We start from the raw sequence: 17,940 nt of genomic DNA, 5'->3' as shown, positions 1-17,940 counted from the left end.
GGGTGGGGGTGCGAGCGCGCCCCGAGCATATCGCGCTGTGCCATGATCGCCGGTATGTCGTCGGTGCTCCTCCTGTCCAGCAACGGGGCGGGGATGGGGCACCTGACGCGGCTGCTCGCCTACGCCCGCCGGATGCCGGCCGACGTGCACCGCCACGTCGTCTCGCTGTCCCAGGCGGTGCCGGTCGTCGGGGCCGAGGGGCTGCCGTGGGAGTACCTCGCCTCGCAGGGGGCCTCGGGACTGCGTCCCGCTGCGTGGCGCAGGCTCTTCGCCGACCAGCTCACGGAGGTCCTGGACCGGGTCGACCCGGACGTGCTGGTCTTCGACGGGACGCACCCCTACTCCGGGCTCGACGCCGCGCTGGCGGCCCATCCCCGCACCCGGGCCGTCTGGTCCCGCCGCGGCATGTGGAGGCCGGGGCGCAACACCGACCAGCTGGACAAGGCCTCCTGGTTCGACACGGTGCTCGAGCCCGGCGACCTGTGCGCGGCGGCCGACCGTGGCGCGACCGCCGGCGTGCCGGACACGGACGTGGTCCGGGTACCGCCGGTGACCCTCGTCGACACCGACCAGCTCCAGGACCGCGCCGCGGCGCGCGCCGCGCTGGGGCTGCCCGCTCAGGGCCGGCTCGCCCTGGTCTCGCTCGGCGCGGGCAACATCAACGACACCGGGGACGAGGTCGGTGCCGCCGCGGCCGCGCTGACCGACCGGGGGATCGGGGTGTGCGTCACCGCTCCGGCCATCGCCGAGAACGCGTATGCCGGGGACGTGCACCTCGTGCGGCACTTCCCGCTCTCCGAGCACTACCGGGCCTTCGACCTCGTCGTCGCTGCCGCGGGCTACAACTCGGTGCACGAGTCGTTGCGGCTCGGGGTGCCCACGCTGCTCGTGCCCAACACGCACACCTCCCTCGACGACCAGGAGGGCCGCGCCCGGGAGGCCGCCCGCCGCGGCTGGGCCCTGAGCGCCCCCACCCTCACCGGTGGCCGGGCCGCTCCGCTCGTCGAGGAGCTGCTCGACCGTGGGGCCGACCTGGCGCGGGCCGCCCAGGCCGCGGACCCCGGCAACGGGGCGCCGGACGCGGCGCGGGCCATCCTCGCCGTGGGGGACGCGGCGTGAGCCTCGGTCCGGCCGGCCGGCGCCGGCAGCAGTCGGCGGCACGCCTCGCGCGTCGCCTCCCCGGCTACCGCCTCGCGCTGGAGGAGGTGCTGCCGAGGGTGCGCCGCAGCCCCACGCTGACCGACCTGGCCTGGCGGGTCTTCGCCCCCCGGCACGGCGCCGGCCACGTCGACGTCCCGCTGCGCGGCGGCCGGCACGTCGTCGGCGCCGACGTCTCCCGGCTCCCGGTGGTCGGGGTGCTCGCCACCGGCCTCGACGAGGCGCAGGCCGAGGCGCTCGTCGACCGGGTCGGCGACCTGCAGGCCGAGCTGGGGTCCTTCCGGCCGGTGCTCGTCCTGGACCAGCCGGTCTTCGCCGCCGGGCGGCGGCACGACGTCGTGCTCGAGCTGCTCGTCCCCCGCAGGGCCTTCGAGCAGGGGGGCCACGGCGACCCGGGCGGCTGGGAGGAGCACGTCGCGCGACGGGTGGCCGGCCTCGTGGACCACTACCAGCTCTGGCACCTGGCGCGCGCCGGTGCCGACGGCCTGGACCCGTTGGACGAGCGGCTGGTGCGGGCGATCGGCGCCCGGCTGCCGGAGGACCTGGACGTCGGGCCGGCCGGGGGTCGCGCGTGAGCGCCCGGCGCCCGCTCGTCGTCCACGTCACCGGCGCGCGGCCCAACTTCCCCAAGGCGGCGCCGGTCCTGCAGGCCCTGGGTGAGCACGACGTCGACCAGCTGCTCGTGCACACCGGTCAGCACTACGACGACCGGATGAGCACGGTCTTCTTCACCGAGCTCGGGCTCCCCCGCCCGGACGTCGACCTGGGGGTGGGCTCCGGCCCGCACGGCGCCCAGACCGCGGCCGCCATGGTGGGCCTGGAGCAGGTGCTGACGCAGCGGCGCCCGGACCTCGTCGTCGTCTACGGCGACGTCAACTCCACGGTCGCCGCGGCCCTCGTGGCGAGCAAGCTGCACATCCCGGTCGCCCACGTCGAGGCCGGCCTGCGCTCCTTCGACCGGCGGATGCCGGAGGAGATCAACCGCATGGTCACCGACCGGATCAGCGACCTGCTGCTCGTGACCTGCCAGGACGCGGCCGACAACCTGGCCGCCGAGGGGACCGATCCCACGGCGGTGCACCTCGTCGGCAACCCGATGATCGACACCCTGCTGCGCCACCGGCACCGGCTGGACCCCGCCCGGGTGACCGCGGCGCTCGGGCTGCCGGACGCGGGCTCCTACGTCGCCGCCACGCTGCACCGCCCGGGGAACGTGGACGAGGAGGCGTATGCCCGGACCGTCGTCGGCTCCCTGCACGCGGTCGCCGACCAGTGCCCGGTGGTGCTCCCGCTGCACCCGCGCAGCCGGCCGAAGCTGGCCGCCGTCGGGCTGACCGACCACCCGCAGGTGGTGGCCGTGGACCCCCTGGGCTACCTCGACTTCCTCTCCCTCGTGCAGGGGTCGGCGGTCGTCGTCACCGACTCCGGGGGCGTGCAGGAGGAGACCACCGTCCTCGGGATCCCCTGCCTCACCCTGCGCCCCAGCACCGAGCGCCCGGTCACCATCACCCACGGCACCAACGTGCTGACCACGCACGAGCAGCTGCCCGCCGCCGTGGCCGGCACCCTGGCCGCCGGCCGCCCTGCACCGGGCTCGACGCCCGTGCCGCCGCTCTGGGACGGCCGGGCCGGGCCCCGCATCGCCACCGTGCTCGCCCGCTCCCTGGGGCTGGGCTGAGTGGGGCCCGACGAGGACGTGGACGAGGACGCGGTGCTCGCGGGGGCCCACCCGCACGGCTACCTCCTGCTGCTCGGCGCCGACCGGGACGTGCCGCCGCCCGCGGACGTCGCCCGGTGGCGCAGCGACGCGGACGTCCTGCCCGGCGCCGTGCTCCGGCTGCATCCCCGCACCGTCGCGGCGGGGGCCCGCGCGGCCTGCGGGGACCTCGTGCTCCTCGGGCACCCCGTCGACGTCGAGCACGGCCTGGTCGACGCCGCCGCGATCGCCCGCCGCCTCACCGAGACCTGGGCGGCCGCCGGCGAGCAGGCGATGGTGCGGGAGGCGGCATACCTGGGGGGGCGGTTCACCCTCGTCGCCCGCGCCCGGGGCGGCGCGGGGGACGAGGGTGGTGACCTGCTCGTCGTCCCCGACACCATGGCCAGCCAGCCCGTCCTCGTCGGCCGGCAGGGGGACCGGGTCGCCGTCGCCAGCTCGCCCGTCCTCGTGGCCGACGCCCTCGGCCTGCCGGTCGACCCCGACGCCGTGACCCTGCGGGCGGCGCTGGAGGCGAGGATGGCGGGACGGGTGAGCTACCTGCCCGGGGTCCGGACCGACTACCGGGACGTGCGGGCCCTGCTGCCCAACACCCTGCTCCGCGTGACCGGCGACGGGCACGGGCTCGGCACCACCTACGAGCGCTTCTGGCCGATCCGTCCCCGGGTGGAGAACCCGGACGTGGACGCGGTATACGCCGACGTCCACGAGCGCCTCACCGCCCACGTCGGGCTGCTCGCCGCTCTCGGACGCCCCACCGTCAGCCTCACCGGCGGCCTGGACAGCAGGGTGACGGCGGCGGTCGCGGCGCCCCGGCTCCGCGAGCGCGACGGTTTCGCGTTCACCTACCTCAACCCGCGCGAGGCGGTCACGAGCGCCGCGGCCGTGCAGGACGTCCTGGGTGCGCGGGACGTCGCCCGGCAGCTGGGGCTGCGGCACCGGACCCTGCGCTGGCGCCGGCCCCCGCCCGGGAGCACCTTCGACGTCCTCCACCGGCGCACCTACGCCCCGCGGGTCCCCTCCCGCGGCGCCGCCTACGCGATGTGGGCCGACCTGCCCGGCGACCTCGTCCAGCTGCAGAGCAACGGCGCCGAGATCGCGACGACCTACACCAAGGCGGTCCTGCGCCCGCCGCACGAGCTGGACCCCCGGTGGCTCACGCAGATCTTCGCCGGGGGTGGGCCGGGGGCGCACGACGACCTGGCCGAGGAGCTCTACGGCGACTACCTCGAGCAGGCCCCGATGCCCGGGTCCGACCTGCTCGGCTACGACGACCACGACCTCGTCTACTGGGAGCAGCGCATGGGCCGGTGGGGGTGGCAGAAGTTCTGCGACGGCGACCTCGGCCACCGGGTGCTGCTCCCCTTCAACGACCGGGTGCTGCTGGAGACGATGCTGTCCCTGCCGTACCCGCTGCGCCGGGACAAGGTGCTCTTCCACCGGCTCGTGCGCGAGGCGGGGGTCCGCGACCCCGCGACGGCGGTGGCGACGACGGCCATGGGGACGAGGACAACGCCGGCACCGGCCCGCGCACCCGCCCTCGTCCGGGCCGGCCTCGTGGGTCGCCTGCGGCGCCTCGCCGATCGCCGGCCGCGGCAGACGTCACCCTCCGGGTCGGTCCCGCCGGCCGGCAGCCCGACCTCGCCCCGGGGGTATGCCCTCGCCCCGGCGACCGCTGCACCCCCGGTGGGTCTCCCCGACGGCTTCCTGCGCAGCCTGCTGCCCGGCCGGCTGGAGCTGCACCGCGACCCCGCGCTGCCCTCGGCGGTCTCGGGCGGCCGGGGCGGCTCGGTGCTCGTGCTGGGCGACCCGCTCGACCTCCCGAGCGGGCGGGACGGGGCCGCGCCGGTCGCCGCCCTCCTGCACCGCCTCGTCCTCGAGGACCCCACCCTCGAGCGCGCCGCCACCCGCGCCGCGGCGCTCGGGGGTGCCTGGACGGTGCTGCTCACCGGACCCGGCGGCTCGCTCGTCCTCACCGACCCCGTGGGTGCCTGCGGCGCCTGGCTGGCCCCGGACCGGCGCACCCTGGTGAGCCGTCCGGACCTGGCGGGCGACGGGCAGCAGGCCGAGGCCCTGGGCGAGCGGCGCGCGGTCCTCTCAAGGAGGGGGCCGGACCGGTCGTGGCGGACGGAGGCGCTGCCGGACCTGGGGGCATACCTCGACCTGCTCGGCACCGACGCCCGCCGGCGCCGCGAGCGGCACGTCGAGCTGCTGTCCCGCAGGGGGCCGGCCCTCCTGTGCGCCGGGCCGAGGGCCGGCCTGCTGGAGCTGGGGCTGCCGAGCAGCATCCCAGCGCTGACGTGCTGGGACCCGGCCACCGAGGCCGGCACCGTGGCGATGATCCACGCCTCGGACCGCGCCTTCGCGGACCGGCGCGACGTGCGGGTGCTCACCCGCGCGCCCGGCGCCGACTGGGCAGGCACGCTGGACCGGGAGGTGGGGGCCGAGGCCGTCCTGTGGGTCGGGGCGCGACCGGGCGCGGAGCCTCGGCGGCCGGGGGCGCGGGCGCTGGACCTCCTCCAGGGGGTCCGGCGCGTGGCGCTGCCCTGGAGCGACCGGGTGCTGCACCGGCTCGGCGGCGTCCCGGGCCCGCCCGACGACGGCAGTAGGGTGCGGGGCGATGGCTGAGTCGACCCCCGCAGACCGCGTCACCGGCCCCGGCGACGCCGCTCCCCCGCCGCCCGCCGAGGACCTCGTCGTCTCCTACTGCTTCCCGCCCTACGTCGACACCTCCGCGATCGTCGCGGCCAAGCGGGTCCGCGAGATGGGCCGCCCGGTGGACGTGCTGCAGAACCGCATGTCTTCGGAGCGCAGCACCGACCCGGGGCTGGCCCGGATCGCCGACCATCTCGTGGTGCGTCGCCACCAGTTACCTTCACCGACGCGCTTCTCCGCCTGGCGCGGCATCACCGGGTTCACCCAGCGCGGCCTGCAACGTGCCTTGGAGTGGGACCGGGAGGGCGCCGGCTATGCCCGCCTCTACAGCCGGGCCCACTTCAGCGCCAGCCACGTCCTCGCGGCCCGGCTGACGCTGCTGCGGCCGGGGATTCGGTGGACCGCGGAGTTCTCCGACCCGCTGTCCCGGGACGTCACGGGGGCGGTGCGGCACGCCCCGACCCAGGACGGCCCGCTGCTGGACGCGCTCGGTGCGGGCATCGAGCGGGCCGGCTTCCGTCCCCCGGGCGACGGCAACTCCTTCCGGTGGGCCGAGCACCTCGCCTTCGCCCTCGCCGACACCCTCGTCTTCACCAACGAGCACCAGCGCGAGCTCATGCTCGAGACGGTCGAGGACGGCGAGCTGGTGGAGCGGGTGCGCGGGCGCAGCCAGGTCTCCCCGCACCCGACGCTGCCCCCGTCGTTCTACGCGATGGCCGACCCCGACTACCCCTTGGACCCCGGCCGCCGGCACATCGGCTACTTCGGCAACTTCTACGCCACCCGCGGCATGGGCAGCGTGCTCGCCGCGCTCGAGGCCCTCCCGGCACGGCTCCGCGCGCAGGTATGCCTGCACGTCTTCGCGGGCCGGCGCGAGGAGGTGGAGCAGGAGGTCGAGCGGCGACGGCTGGGCGACTGCGTGCGCGTCGCCCCGTTCGTCGGCTACCTGGACTTCCTCGCGCTGTGCACCCGGATGGACGTCCTGCTGGTCAGCGATGCCGTCACCGACGGGCTCCTGGCCACCAACCCCTTCCTGCCGAGCAAGTGGAGCGACTACCGCGGCAGCGGGACCCCGGTGTGGGGGATGGTCGAGCCCGGCTCCGTGCTCGACTCCCAGCCGCTGCAGCACCGCTCCCCGGTGGAGCACACCTCGGCCGCGGTTCAGGTGCTGGCCGACATCGCCCGCGGCTGACCGGCCGCCGACCCGAGGATCAGGTCGACGAGCTCGGAGCCCGCAGGCCCGGCGGTGAAGCGCTGCTCGACGACGGCACGGGCCCGGTCCGAGGCGGCGGACCACCCCGGTTCCTCGGCGAGCGCCCGGATCCGGTCGGCGGCCCCGGCCACGGTGTCGACGACCCAGTCGTCACCGAAGAGCCCCCGGGCCCCGTCCAGCGGCGCGAAGACCGGCCAGTCGCGCACGACCGGGACCGCACCGGAGGCGGCGCCCTCGACGAGGGCCAGGCCGAAGGACTCGCGCCGGCTCGTCGACAGGACGAAGCCGGATGCGGCGAGGTGCGGTGCCAGGTCGCGGGTGAAGCCGACGAAGCGGACGGCACCCCGCACGTCGTCCTGGGTGATGCGCTCGCGGAAGGCGCGGGCATACTCCCCCTGCGACACGACGCTCCCGTCCGGGAAGTCGGTGCCGACCAGCGTCAGGGACCACTCCGGGTCCTCCTGGCGCAGCAGGGCCAGCACCTCCACGGCCCACAGCGGGTCCTTGACCCGCTGGGCCCACCCCACCATGAGCAGCCGGCGACGGTGCCCCTCCACCTTGCCGGTGGGGATGCGGCCGGGGTCGAGCAGGTTGGGCACGACCCGGACCTCGGTGCCCGCCAGGCGGTCGCCGAGCAGCGTCCGCACCATCGTGCGCAGGTGCTCGCTCACGAGGACCAGCACGTCGACCCTGCTCCAGTCGAGCAGGTGGATCCACGGGGAGAAGGCATCCATGCTGTGGATGCGCAGGGTGACGCGCACCCCCGCCGGCGCGCTCATGACCGCCGCCAGCGACCCGCGGTCCGCCCAGTCGACGAAGAGGGCGTCGGCCGCCTCGAGCTCCTCCAGCAGCTCGTAGTCGGGCACCCACGGTGTCCCGAGGGCCAGGCCCAGCCGGGCGGCGACCAGCTCGCGGCGGGTCCCCAGCCCGCGCAGCTGGTCCCGGGTGCGCAGCTCGGCGAGGTGCACCTGCGCCCGGTCGGCCAGCGCGCGGCGGACCGGGACGGCGAACTGCGGGTAGGAGCCGGGCACGACGACCACGCGCGGCCCGTGGCCGTCGGGGTCGGGGCGCGTCGCCGCCGAGCGCCCCGCAGCCCGCTCCAGGACCGGCGCCTGCGGCACGGGGTCGGCGAGGAGCCGGCCGACGCGGGAGGCACGCCAGTCCGCGAGGAAGGCGTCCGGACCGGTGACCAGCGGGGAGGAGGTCGTGTCGGCGTGCAGCTCGCGGTGGAAGAGCAGCTGGAGCGCGAGGGTCGTGGCCCGGGTCACGGTGTCCACGTCCGGCGGCACGGCGGAGAGCTCGGCGTCGGCCACCTCGAGCAGCCCACGCACCGCCTCGGCGGTCCCTGGCTGGTCCCGCCCGGTCCGGGAGACCTCGACCAGCTGGCGCAGGCCGTGGCGCAGGGCGTCCTGCGCCGGCTCCGAGGTCCCGTCCGGGAGCAGGCTCACGACCTGGTGCGCGAGGGCATACTCCCCGGTGGCGTGGAGCGCCTCGACGAGGGGCACGAGCAACGGCTGGTGCCGGGCGGGCACCCGGCCCCCGGTGCGCGCGACGTGGGCCAGCACCTCGTGCGCGATCTCGGGGTCGAGGTGCTGCCCGCCAGCGCGGGACCGCCGGCGCAGGCTCGCCCACACCTCGTCGAGGCGCCTCTCGTCGTCGAGCCCCTCCTGCGTGAGCACGGGCACGGGTGCCGCGCCGGGCCGCCCGAAGAGCCGGACCGCCTCGGCGCCCACCGGCAGCAGCAGGTCCGCCCCGTGCACGGTCCGCCGCGCCCGCAGGTCCCGCCGCAGGCCCCGGGCGAGCACGCCCCGGTCACGGATCCAGGCGGTGGGCGGCGGCCGGAGCGCGCGGCGCACCGTCTGCCGGGCACCGCGCCCGCGACCCCGTCCCTGCAGCCGGACCCGTCCGCCGAAGGAGCGCAGCGCCGGGCCGGGCTCCCCCTCGGCCCACACCAGCACGACCCGGTGACCGTGCTCGGTGAGGGTGCGCAGCCGTGGGGCCATCTCGTCCAGCTCCGCGGCATACCGGGCGACGACGACGACGCGGCGTCCGGCTCCGCCGGTCGGTGCACCGGGCGGGGCAGGGCGGGGGTCGGGCTGCTCGGCGGGCACGGTTCGACCCTATCCAGATCGGTCAGCCGCGGATGAACGCCTCGACCTCGGCCCGTCCCTGGTCGTCGGGCAGCTGCACCGGCGGGCTCTTCATGAGGTAGGCGGAGGCGCCGACGACCGGTCCGCCCTCGCCGCGGTCCAGGGCGATCTTGGCGGCCCGGATCGCGTCGATGATGATGCCGGCGGAGTTCGGGCTGTCCCAGACCTCGAGCTTGTACTCCAGGTTGAGCGGGACGTCGCCGAAGGCCCGGCCCTCGAGCCGGACGTAGGCCCACTTGCGGTCGTCCAGCCACTGGACGTAGTCGGAGGGCCCGATGTGGACGTCCCGGTCCGCGAGGGCGGTGGAGATGTTGGAGGTCACCGCCTGGGTCTTGGAGACCTTCTTGCTCTCCAGGCGCTCCCGCTCCAGCATGTTCTTGAAGTCCATGTTGCCGCCGACGTTGAGCTGGTAGGTGCGGTCCAGGGCGACGCCCCGCTCCTCGAAGAGGCGCGCGAGCACGCGGTGCGTGATCGTGGCCCCCACCTGGCTCTTGATGTCGTCACCGACGATGGGCACCCCGGCCCGGGTGAACTTCTCCGCCCACTCGGGGTCGCTGGCGATGAAGACCGGGAGCGCGTTGACGAAGGCCACGCCGGCGTCGAGGGCGCACTGCGCGTAGAACTTGTCGGCCTCCTCGCTGCCCACCGGGAGGTAGGACACGAGCACGTCGGCGCGCGCGTCCCGCAGCGCCTGCACGACGTCGACCGGCTCCTCCAGCGACTCCTCGACGGTGAGCGAGTAGTACTTGCCCAGACCGTCCAGCGTCGGTCCGCGCTGCACCGTGACGCCGGTGTCCGGGACCTGCGCGAAGGTGACGGTGTTGTTCTCCCCCGCCTGGATCGCCTTGGCCAGGTCCTGGCCCACCTTGGCGGCGTCGACGTCGAAGGCGGCGACGAACTCCAGGTCACCGACGTGGTAGTCGCCGAACCGGACGTGCATGAGGCCGGGCACGGTGCCGGCCGGGTCCGCGTCCCGGTAGTACTCCACCCCCTGCACGAGCGAGCTGGCGCAGTTGCCCACGCCCACGACCGCGACTCTCACCGACGACATCGAGACTCCTTGCTGACACGACACGGGCGGCCCACCTGGGCCGCCCCTTCTCGCGACGTGCAACGCCGCCGAACGCGACGGCATTCCGGCCCGGGGCGTGGTGCGGGGCACAATGGAGAGGTGAGCCGCTCCAGCACCACCGCCAGCTCCCCGCCGTCCGACACGAAGAAGTCCCGCACCGGGCGCAGGAGCGTGCTGCGACGCGTGCTGCTGTGGGTCAGCGGTCTGGCGCTGCTGGCGATCCTGCTGGCGGTCGGCGTCTTCGCCGTCGCGTATGCACGGATCGACGTCCCCGAGCCCAACGACTTCGCCGAGGCGCAGAGCTCGATCCTCTACTACGCGGACGGCGAGACCGAGCTGGCGCGGTTCACCGGGGGCTACGACCGCGAGTCGGTCCCGCTGTCCGAGGTGCCCGAGCACGTGCGCTACGCCATGCTCTCGGCCGAGGACCGCTCCTTCTACGAGAACGAGGGGGTGTCGATCACCGGCACCGCCCGCGGCGCCTGGCGCACGCTCACCGGCGACGGCCTGCAGGGCGGCTCGACCATCACGCAGCAGTACGTCAAGAACTACTACCTCACGGCCGACCAGACGCTGCAGCGCAAGTTCAACGAGATCATCATCGCCATCAAGATCGACAACGAGTTCGCCAAGGACGAGGTCCTGGAGAACTACCTCAACACGATCTACTTCGGGCGTGGCGCCTACGGCATCCAGACCGCCAGCCGGGCCTACTTCGACAAGGACGTCTCCGAGCTCGACGTCGAGGAGGGCGCCTTCCTCACCGGGGTGACCAACGCCCCGTCCCTGTTCGACCCGGACTACGCCGAGGGCAACGAGGAGCGGGCCGCCGAGCGGGTGGCCTACGTCCTGGACGGCATGGTCGAGGAGGGTTGGCTGGACGCCTCCGAGCGGGAGGGTCTCGGTATGCCCGAGGTCCAGGAGCCGCAGCCCTCCACCGCCGCGCAGGGCGTCGAGGGCTACGTCGCGCAGGCGGCGCGGGAGGAGCTCAAGGACGTGCTCGGCGTCGACGACGCCGAGATCGACGGCGGCGGGCTGCGGGTGACGACCACGATCGTGCAGGAGCACCAGGAGGCCGCGCTCGAGGCGGTGGAGCTCTACCGCCCCACCGGTGAGGGCACGGACGACATCACCGTCGCGCTGACCTCGGTGCGCCCCGGCGACGGTGCCATCACCGCGATGTACGGCGGCGAGGACTACCAGCAGACCCAGCTCAACGCCGCGACCGACGCCCAGGTCCAGGCCGGGTCGCTCTTCAAGCCGGTGACCCTGCTGGCGGCCGTCGAGGAGGGCGTCGACACGCTCCAGACCTTCGCGGGCCCGACGCCCATGACCTTCGGCGACGACGGGAGCCTGGAGGTCAACAACTTCCGCGACCTCAGCTTCGGCGTCATCGACCTGCGCATCGCGCTCGCGGAGTCGGTCAACACCATCTACGTGCAGCTCAACGAGCAGATCGGCCCGGAGGCCACCCGTCAGGCGGCGATCGACCTGGGTCTGCCGGAGGACACGCCGGGTCTCGACACCGACCTGACCAACGTCCTCGGCACCGCCTCGCCGACGCTGCTGCAGATGACCAACGCCTACGCCACGCTGGCCGCCGAGGGCGAGCGGGCCACGCCCTACCTCGTCGCCCGGGTCGGCACCGTCACCGGCGACACGACCTACGAGGCCGAGCCGGAGGTCACCCAGGCCGTGGACCGGGACGCCGCGGTCGACGTCACGGACGCCATGACGTATGTCGTCCAGCAGGGTTCGGGGATGTCCGCCGGCGACCTGGGTCGCCCGGCCGCCGGTAAGTCCGGCACCAGCGAGCGCAACGTGTCGGCGTGGTTCGACGGCTTCGTGCCGCAGCTCGCGGCCGGTGTCGTCATGTACAAGGGGGACGGCACGGTGCCGATGCAGGACGTCGCCGGGCTCGACCAGGTCACCGGCGGAACCTTCCCCGCGCAGGTGTGGGGCGAGTTCATGCGGCTGGCGATGGAGGGCGAGGACGTCGAGGAGTTCTCGCCCCGGGTCGGGACCAGCGGTCCCACCGGGACCCCGGCGCCGAGCACCCCGGCTCCCGCCCCCGAGCCGACGACCGAGCCCACGACGCAGGAGCCGACCGAGCCCGCGGAGACGACCTCGGAGGAGCCGACGGAGACCTCCGAGGAGCCGACGACCACCGAGCCGAGCCCGGAGCCCACGAGCGCCGAGCCCTCCGAGCCCGAGCCCACCACCCCGGCTCCGGCCCCGACGACGCCCGCACCCTCGTCACCTGATCCGTCCGAGGGGGCCTCCCCCTCACCGACCGGGTGAGCGACGGCGGTCCCGCCGGGCGGCCCGGGGAGGGCGCCCGCCCGGCCGACCCGCCCTGGGCGGTGCCCTCCTGGTCGGACCCGGTCGTCGCCCGGGCCACGGGGGCGATCGGCGGCCCGCTGGGCCGGCTCGCGGTGGTGGGTGGCTCCGGTCTGGCGGGGGTCGCCGCGGCCCTGGTGTCGCTGGGGACCCTGGCCCTGGCGCTGGGCGTGTGGCGCTCGGGCCACTGCCTCATAAAGGGCTGGAGCACCCCGGACCAGTTCTGGCGGGCCTGCTACTCCGACCTCCCGGTCGTGCACGTCAGCTCCCCGCTCGCCGAGCGCTCGCTGCCCTGGGTCGGGGAGGGCGCGGCGACCGGCACCGCCCCGCTCCCGGGCCTGGTGATGTGGCTGATCGCCCAGGTGTCCCCCGCCGCGGGTGAGGGACTGGCCGCCCAGCAGTGGGTCTTCGCCCTGTGGGCGCTCGCCTGCGTGCCGCTGCTGGCCGCGGCGGTCGTGGCCCTGGTGAGCCTCCTCCCCGGCTCGCCCTGGCAGGCGGCGCACCTCGCGGCCAGCCCCGCCGTCGTGCTGCTGGCCCTCGTCTCGACCGACCTGCTCGGGGTCACCCTCATGGTGCTGGGGCTGTGGGCCTGGCGTCGCGACCGGCCCTGGGTCTGCGGTCTGCTGCTGGGGGCGGCGCTGCTGGTCCGGCCCTTCCCCCTGCTCCTGCTCGCGGCGATCCTGCTCGTCGGGATCCGTCGCGGTCGGGTCCTGCCGGCGCTGCAGGCCCTGGTGGGCACGGCGCTGGGTGCCCTGGTCGTCCTGCTCCCGCTGGTCACGGTGGCGCCGGAGGCGCTGTCGTCCGCCCAGCTGTGGTGGGGGCAGCCCGCCGGCAACGGCGCCCTGCAGGCGATCCCCCGGCTCCTCGGGTCGACGGTCCCCTCGTGGGTCACGACGACCGTCGCCGTGGCGGGCTGGGTGGCCGCGCTGGTCGTGGGGGTCCGGGCCTCGCGCCACCGCCGGCTGGAGGTCGAGCAGGTCACCGCCCTCATGCTCCTCGTGGTGGCGCTCAGCGCGGCCTCGTTGTCGGTCCAGTCCGGTCTGTGGGTGCTGCCCTTCCTGGCGCTCGGGGCGACCCGCTGGTCCGAGCACCTGCTCTGGGCGCTCGCCGAGGGGCTCGCCTTCCTCGCCACCTGGTTGCACCTGGCCTTCGCCAGCGACCCGGGGCGGGGGCTGCCGGGTGACGCGTATGCCCTGGTGCTGGTCCTGCGGGCGGCGGCCTGGGCCTGGATCCTGTGGCGGGTGGGCACCCGCCCGGCCCGGGTCGCGCCGGGTCAGCGGCCGGTGCCCAGCTCCACGCCCGCCCGGGCGGTCTCCCCGACCTGATCGGCGAGGACGACCGGCGCCACCTGCTCCTCCACGACGTCGCGCAGCGAGCGGACGTAGGTCGCCGACAGGTGGTTGCTGTCGCGCCAGACCACGACCTCCCCGACGATCGGGCTGCACGTGCGGCCCGGGCAGACGGCGGTGGTGAAGTCCAGCACCGGCAGCTCGGGGCGCTGCTCGGCCAGCAGCTCGTGGCCGGTGCCGGAGGTGTCCAGGCCCTCCTGCCGGTCGAAGGCGCACCGCGGCACGTCCTGCCGGTTCTCCAGGAGGCAGGCCGGGACGTCGAAGGGGGCCCGGGGCACGTCGCGGACGAGGGCCGCGCGCATACCCTCCTCCGTGAGCATGTCGACCCGCCTGCCGAGCCCGGCGGCGACCTTCTCCGCCCCGGTGGCGCCGTAGGACGCGCTGGAGAGCAGCACCACGTCCGGGTCCTGCTCCCGCAGGGCCTCGTCCAGGTTGTCCTGCCAGGTGCTGCACTGCCGGTAGTCACTGGCCTGCCCGGTCCGCTCGATGGTGAGGTCCCGCGCCGGGGGGCAGGAGGACTTCGTCATGGCGACGACCTTCCAGCCCCGGTCCCGGCCGATCGCGTCGAGGGCGGTCATCCACATGCTGGCGTGGCTGTCGCCGATGAGCGCGACGGTGGTCGCGCCGTCGGGGTCCCCGCCCTCGCAGACCCCGACCCGGGTGCCGCTCAGGCTCACGAAGCAGTCCTGCGGCTCCAGCGCCGGGATGTCGTCCGCCACCTGCTCCAGGGGCACCGCGAGCTCCCCCACCTCCTGGGGCACCTCGACCACCGCGGGTGGCTCGCCGAGCGCGTCGGACACCCCGCTGCCGGCGCTCGTGGCGAGGGTCGGCAGCTCGCCCGGTGCCGTGGCCGGTGCCGGCTCGTCGACCCCGACCGCGAGGGTGTCGGCCCCGACCGGCGAGCGCATCTCGTCCACGACCTCCGGGGTCCGCCACGCGGCCGTGCTCTCGGTTGCCGACGGTGGGGCGGCCACCATGACCGCGACCCCGAGGACCGCCCCCGCCAGGGTGCAGTTGAGCCCGAGCCGCAGGGTCCGCCAGGTCGCCTGTCCCGGCGTGAGGCGGGCGGCGAGCACCCGTCCGTGCCGCCGCACCGGGTCCTCCACCAGCACGAAGGACAACCAGGCTGGGACCACGGACAGCAGGAGCGCCACCAGCCCCCAGCCGACGGGCAGGCTGGACGGGCCGCCCCGGCCCACGTGGGCGAGCTCGGCCGCCACGGCGACGAAGGGCCAGTGCCAGAGGTAGAGGCTGTAGGACAACCGCCCGACCCACTGCAGCGGCGCCCAGCGCAGCAGGAGGACCGGCCCGCCGCGGCCGGCGGCCGGCCCGGCGAGCAGCACGAGCGCGGTGCCTCCCGTGGGGAGAAGCGCCCACAGCCCGGGGAAGGGGGTCTCCCGGGTGATGACGAGCAGGGACAGGACGATGAGCGCGAGCCCGACCCAGCCGACCGCCGCGGCGACCCACCGGGGCAGCCGTGGCCAGGCCCGCGCCCCGAGGGCCACGATCGCGCCCAGCATCAGCTCGTGCACCCGCGTCGGGGTGACGAAGTAGGCCGCCGGCTCCTGCAGCGTCCACCACCAGGACAGCGCGAGCGAGCCCCCGAAGAGGGCCAGGGTGATCGTCCAGGTGAGGGCACCGAAGACACGGGCCCGGCCGGCGGCATACACGAGGATGCCGAGCAGGATCACCGGCCACACGAGGTAGAACTGCTCCTCGACGGACAGCGACCAGTAGTGCTGGAGCGGGCTGGGGGCACGCTCCAGGTCCAGGTAGTCCACCGAGCGCCACGCCATCCGCCAGTTGACGACGTAGGTGGCCGACGCGACGAGGTCGCCGCCCACCTCGGACCAGCGGGCGCGCGGCAGGAAGAGCACCGTCATGAGCGCGGTCCCGGCCAGCGCGGCGAGCGCGGCCGGGAGCAGCCGCCGGGCGCGTCGCGCGTAGAAGCGGGCGAGGTCGATCCGGCCCCGGGAGCGGCCCTCCTCGAGCAGCAGCGAGGTCATGAGGAAGCCGCTCACGACGAAGAAGACGTCGACACCGGTGAAGCCGCCGGGCAGCAGCGTCACGCCCGCGTGCCAGAGCATGACGCCCAGCACCGCGACCGCGCGCATCCCCTCGATGTCGGCGCGGAAGTCACGGGGGACCGGCGGCACCCGCAGCGCGTGCCGGGCCGCGTGCAGCGCCCTGGCCCGGCTCCGGGTGAGCGGTGCCTGCGCGGAGGTCACGAGACCCTCGCCGGCTGCCCCGCCCCGGTGTCGGCACCGGAGTCAGAGTCGCCGCCCCGCGACCACGTCCGGTGCACGCCCTCGGCCCAGAGCGCCACGACCAGCCCCAGCGCGGCCAGCACGAGCCAGCCGGGTCCTCCCCGGTCCACCGGCTCCGTGGGCACCTCGGCCGCCTCGACCAGCTCCAGCTCGTCCGGGCTGTCCGCGACGGTGAGCGCCGCCGCCGTGTCCGCGGCCAGGACGGCGAGCCGCGGGTCGGGCGCCTGCGCGAGGACGTGGACCCGCAGGTCCGCCTGCTCGTGCCGCACGGACAGGTCCACGCTGCCGCGCAGGTCATCGCCCAGCTCGACGGCCGCCTCCACCTCCCGGGCGAGCCCGGGCTCGGTGAGACGCACCGAGGTCCGGTCGGCGGCGCGCTCCTCGGTGGCGGTGACGGTGGCCTGCGCGGCATACGTCTGCGGACGCAGCAGCTGCCAGCCCCCGAGCACGAGCGTCAGCACCAGGACGAGGGTGACCCACGGTATGCCGGTCAGCAGGAGCGCGTGGGTGCTCGCGGGTCGCTCGCCGTGCCGGGCGGAGCGGTGCCTACCCACCGCTGCGCTCCTGCTCCGCCCACCACCTCAGGAGCTCGGCGCGGGCGCCGTCCTCTCCCAGCAGGCCCTGGTCCAGCCGGACGGCCAGCAGGTGCTGGTAGGCGCGGCCCAGCTCCGGCCCCGGCGGGATCCCCAGGGCCTCGCCGATCTGGTGGCCGTCCAGCTCGGGGCGCACGGCGGCCAGCTCCTCCTCCTCGCGGAGCCGGTCGATCCGCTCCTCGAGGTGGTCGTAGCTCGCGGCCAGGCGCGCCGCCTTGCGCCGGTTGCGGGTGGTGCAGTCCGACCGGGTGAGCTTGTGCAGCCGGCCCAGGAGCGGCCCGGCGTCCGTGACGTAGCGGCGGACGGCCGAGTCGCTCCATTCGCCGGTGCCGTAGCCGTGGAAGCGCAGGTGCAGCTCGACGAGGCGGGTGACGGCCTTCACCGTGTCCTTGTCGAAGCGCAGCGCCCGGAGCCGGGACCGGGTCATCTTGGCCCCGACGACCTCGTGGTGGTGGAAGCTCACCCCGCCGCCCGGCTCGAAGCGCCGGGTGGCCGGCTTGCCGATGTCGTGCAGCAATGCCGCGAGCCGCAGCACGAGGTCCGGTCCGGGCACCACGTCCTCTCCCTCGGCGTCCGGCGCGTCCTCGAGGTCGATCGCCTGCTGCAGCACGGTGAGGCTGTGCTCGTAGACGTCCTTGTGCCGGTGGTGCTCGTCGACCTCGAGCTGGAGGGCGGGGAGCTCGGGGAGCACCTGCTCGGCCAGACCGGTGGAGACCATGACCTCGAGCCCGGCGCGGGGGTCGGCCGCCAGCACGAGCTTGACCAGCTCGTCACGGACCCGCTCGGCCGAGACGATCTGCAGGCGTTGCGCCATGTCGGTCGTCGCCGCCCGCACCTCGTCGTCGGGGACGAAGCCGAGCTGGGCGGTGAACCGGGCGGCCCGCATCATGCGCAGCGGGTCGTCGCTGAAGGACACCTCGGGGCGGTGCGGGGTGCGCAGCCGCCGGGCCGCCAGGTCCTCCAGACCCCCGTGCGGGTCGACGAAGGTGAGGTCGGGCAGCCGCAGCGCCATGGCGTTGACCCGGAAGTCCCGGCGGACGAGGTCCTCCTCCAACGAGTCGCCGAAGGCGACGACCGGCTTGCGGGTCGTGCCGTCGTAGGCGTCCGCGCGGTAGGTGGTGAACTCCAGGGTCATGTCCCCGCGCCGCGCACCGATCGTGCCGAAGGCCCGCCCGACGTCCCAGGTGGTGTCGGCCCAGCCGGCCAGCGTCCGCTCGATCTCGTCGGGGCCGGCGGAGGTGGTGAAGTCGAGATCCGTCGAGGTCCTGCCCAGGAAGGCGTCCCGGACCGGACCGCCCACGAGCGCCACGTCGTGGCCGGCCGCGGCGAAGAGCTCGCCGACCTCGGTCAGCAGCTCCATCGACGGGGTCAGCTCGCGCAGGGCGCGCAGGAGCAGCGCGCCGTCGCTCGTGATCTCGGTGGCGGACAT

The 17,940-nt window shown here is 75.3% G+C and carries 12 protein-coding genes; 7 read left to right on the top strand and 5 right to left on the bottom strand.

Going from position 1 to position 17,940, the window contains the following annotated elements:
• The first annotated feature begins 54 nt into the window (after positions 1-54).
• The 5 genes from SGUI_RS09660 to SGUI_RS09640 are packed head-to-tail and all read left to right on the top strand — an operon-like array spanning position 55 to position 6,719.
• Positions 55-1,119, top strand: coding sequence for a glycosyltransferase (locus SGUI_RS09660; protein WP_066639340.1), 1,065 nt, complete (start codon positions 55-57; stop codon positions 1,117-1,119).
• On the top strand, positions 1,116-1,733 hold the full coding sequence (locus tag SGUI_RS09655; protein WP_066639338.1) for a hypothetical protein: 618 nt from the start codon (positions 1,116-1,118) through the stop codon (positions 1,731-1,733). Before SGUI_RS09660 ends, SGUI_RS09655 begins: the two co-directional genes overlap by 4 nt.
• Positions 1,730-2,836: a non-hydrolyzing UDP-N-acetylglucosamine 2-epimerase gene (gene wecB / locus SGUI_RS09650; protein WP_066639336.1), complete on the top strand. Its 1,107-nt coding sequence runs from the start codon at positions 1,730-1,732 to the stop codon at positions 2,834-2,836. Before SGUI_RS09655 ends, wecB begins: the two co-directional genes overlap by 4 nt.
• On the top strand, positions 2,837-5,500 hold the full coding sequence (locus tag SGUI_RS09645; protein WP_066639327.1) for a hypothetical protein: 2,664 nt from the start codon (positions 2,837-2,839) through the stop codon (positions 5,498-5,500). It abuts the gene before it with no gap.
• Complete coding sequence (locus tag SGUI_RS09640) at positions 5,493-6,719, top strand: glycosyltransferase family protein (RefSeq protein ID WP_066639322.1); 1,227 nt, start codon at positions 5,493-5,495, stop codon at positions 6,717-6,719. Before SGUI_RS09645 ends, SGUI_RS09640 begins: the two co-directional genes overlap by 8 nt.
• Here SGUI_RS09640 and SGUI_RS09635 read toward each other — a convergent pair.
• The gene (locus SGUI_RS09635) at positions 6,689-8,851 is read right to left on the bottom strand and encodes a glycosyltransferase family 4 protein (protein ID WP_066639320.1); all 2,163 of its coding nucleotides are present in this window, start codon (positions 8,849-8,851) and stop codon (positions 6,689-6,691) included. The genes SGUI_RS09640 and SGUI_RS09635 overlap by 31 nt on opposite strands.
• 22 nt (positions 8,852-8,873) lie before the next feature.
• Entirely contained in the window at positions 8,874-9,941 is a 1,068-nt protein-coding gene (locus SGUI_RS09630; protein WP_066639318.1) for an inositol-3-phosphate synthase, read from the bottom strand.
• Positions 9,942-10,061: 120 nt separating this feature from the next.
• Here SGUI_RS09630 and SGUI_RS09625 point away from each other — a divergent pair, with 120 nt between their 5' ends.
• Positions 10,062-12,263 carry a transglycosylase domain-containing protein gene (locus SGUI_RS09625; RefSeq protein ID WP_066639316.1) on the top strand — a complete coding sequence of 734 codons (2,202 nt, stop codon included), beginning with the start codon at positions 10,062-10,064 and terminating at the stop codon, positions 12,261-12,263.
• Complete coding sequence (locus SGUI_RS09620) at positions 12,260-13,627, top strand: hypothetical protein (protein WP_066639313.1); 1,368 nt, start codon at positions 12,260-12,262, stop codon at positions 13,625-13,627. The genes SGUI_RS09625 and SGUI_RS09620 overlap by 4 nt, the downstream gene beginning before the upstream one ends.
• Here the strand turns inward: SGUI_RS09620 and SGUI_RS09615 are convergent.
• From SGUI_RS09615 to SGUI_RS09605, 3 genes are read right to left on the bottom strand one after another with little or no spacing between them, the layout of a single operon-like run.
• Entirely contained in the window at positions 13,576-15,879 is a 2,304-nt protein-coding gene (locus SGUI_RS09615; RefSeq protein WP_066639311.1) for an acyltransferase family protein, read from the bottom strand. The genes SGUI_RS09620 and SGUI_RS09615 overlap by 52 nt on opposite strands.
• Positions 15,876-16,472 carry a hypothetical protein gene (locus SGUI_RS09610; RefSeq protein ID WP_066639309.1) on the bottom strand — a complete coding sequence of 199 codons (597 nt, stop codon included), beginning with the start codon at positions 16,470-16,472 and terminating at the stop codon, positions 15,876-15,878. Before SGUI_RS09610 ends, SGUI_RS09615 begins: the two co-directional genes overlap by 4 nt.
• Positions 16,465-17,940: a CCA tRNA nucleotidyltransferase gene (locus tag SGUI_RS09605; RefSeq protein WP_066639307.1), complete on the bottom strand. Its 1,476-nt coding sequence runs from the start codon at positions 17,938-17,940 to the stop codon at positions 16,465-16,467. Before SGUI_RS09605 ends, SGUI_RS09610 begins: the two co-directional genes overlap by 8 nt.

It is taken from the genome of Serinicoccus hydrothermalis (genome assembly GCF_001685415.1).
Taxonomy (GTDB): domain Bacteria; phylum Actinomycetota; class Actinomycetes; order Actinomycetales; family Dermatophilaceae; genus Ornithinicoccus; species Ornithinicoccus hydrothermalis.
Note: the sequence above shows the minus strand (reverse complement) of the source record. Positions and strands in the feature narration are given on the sequence as shown.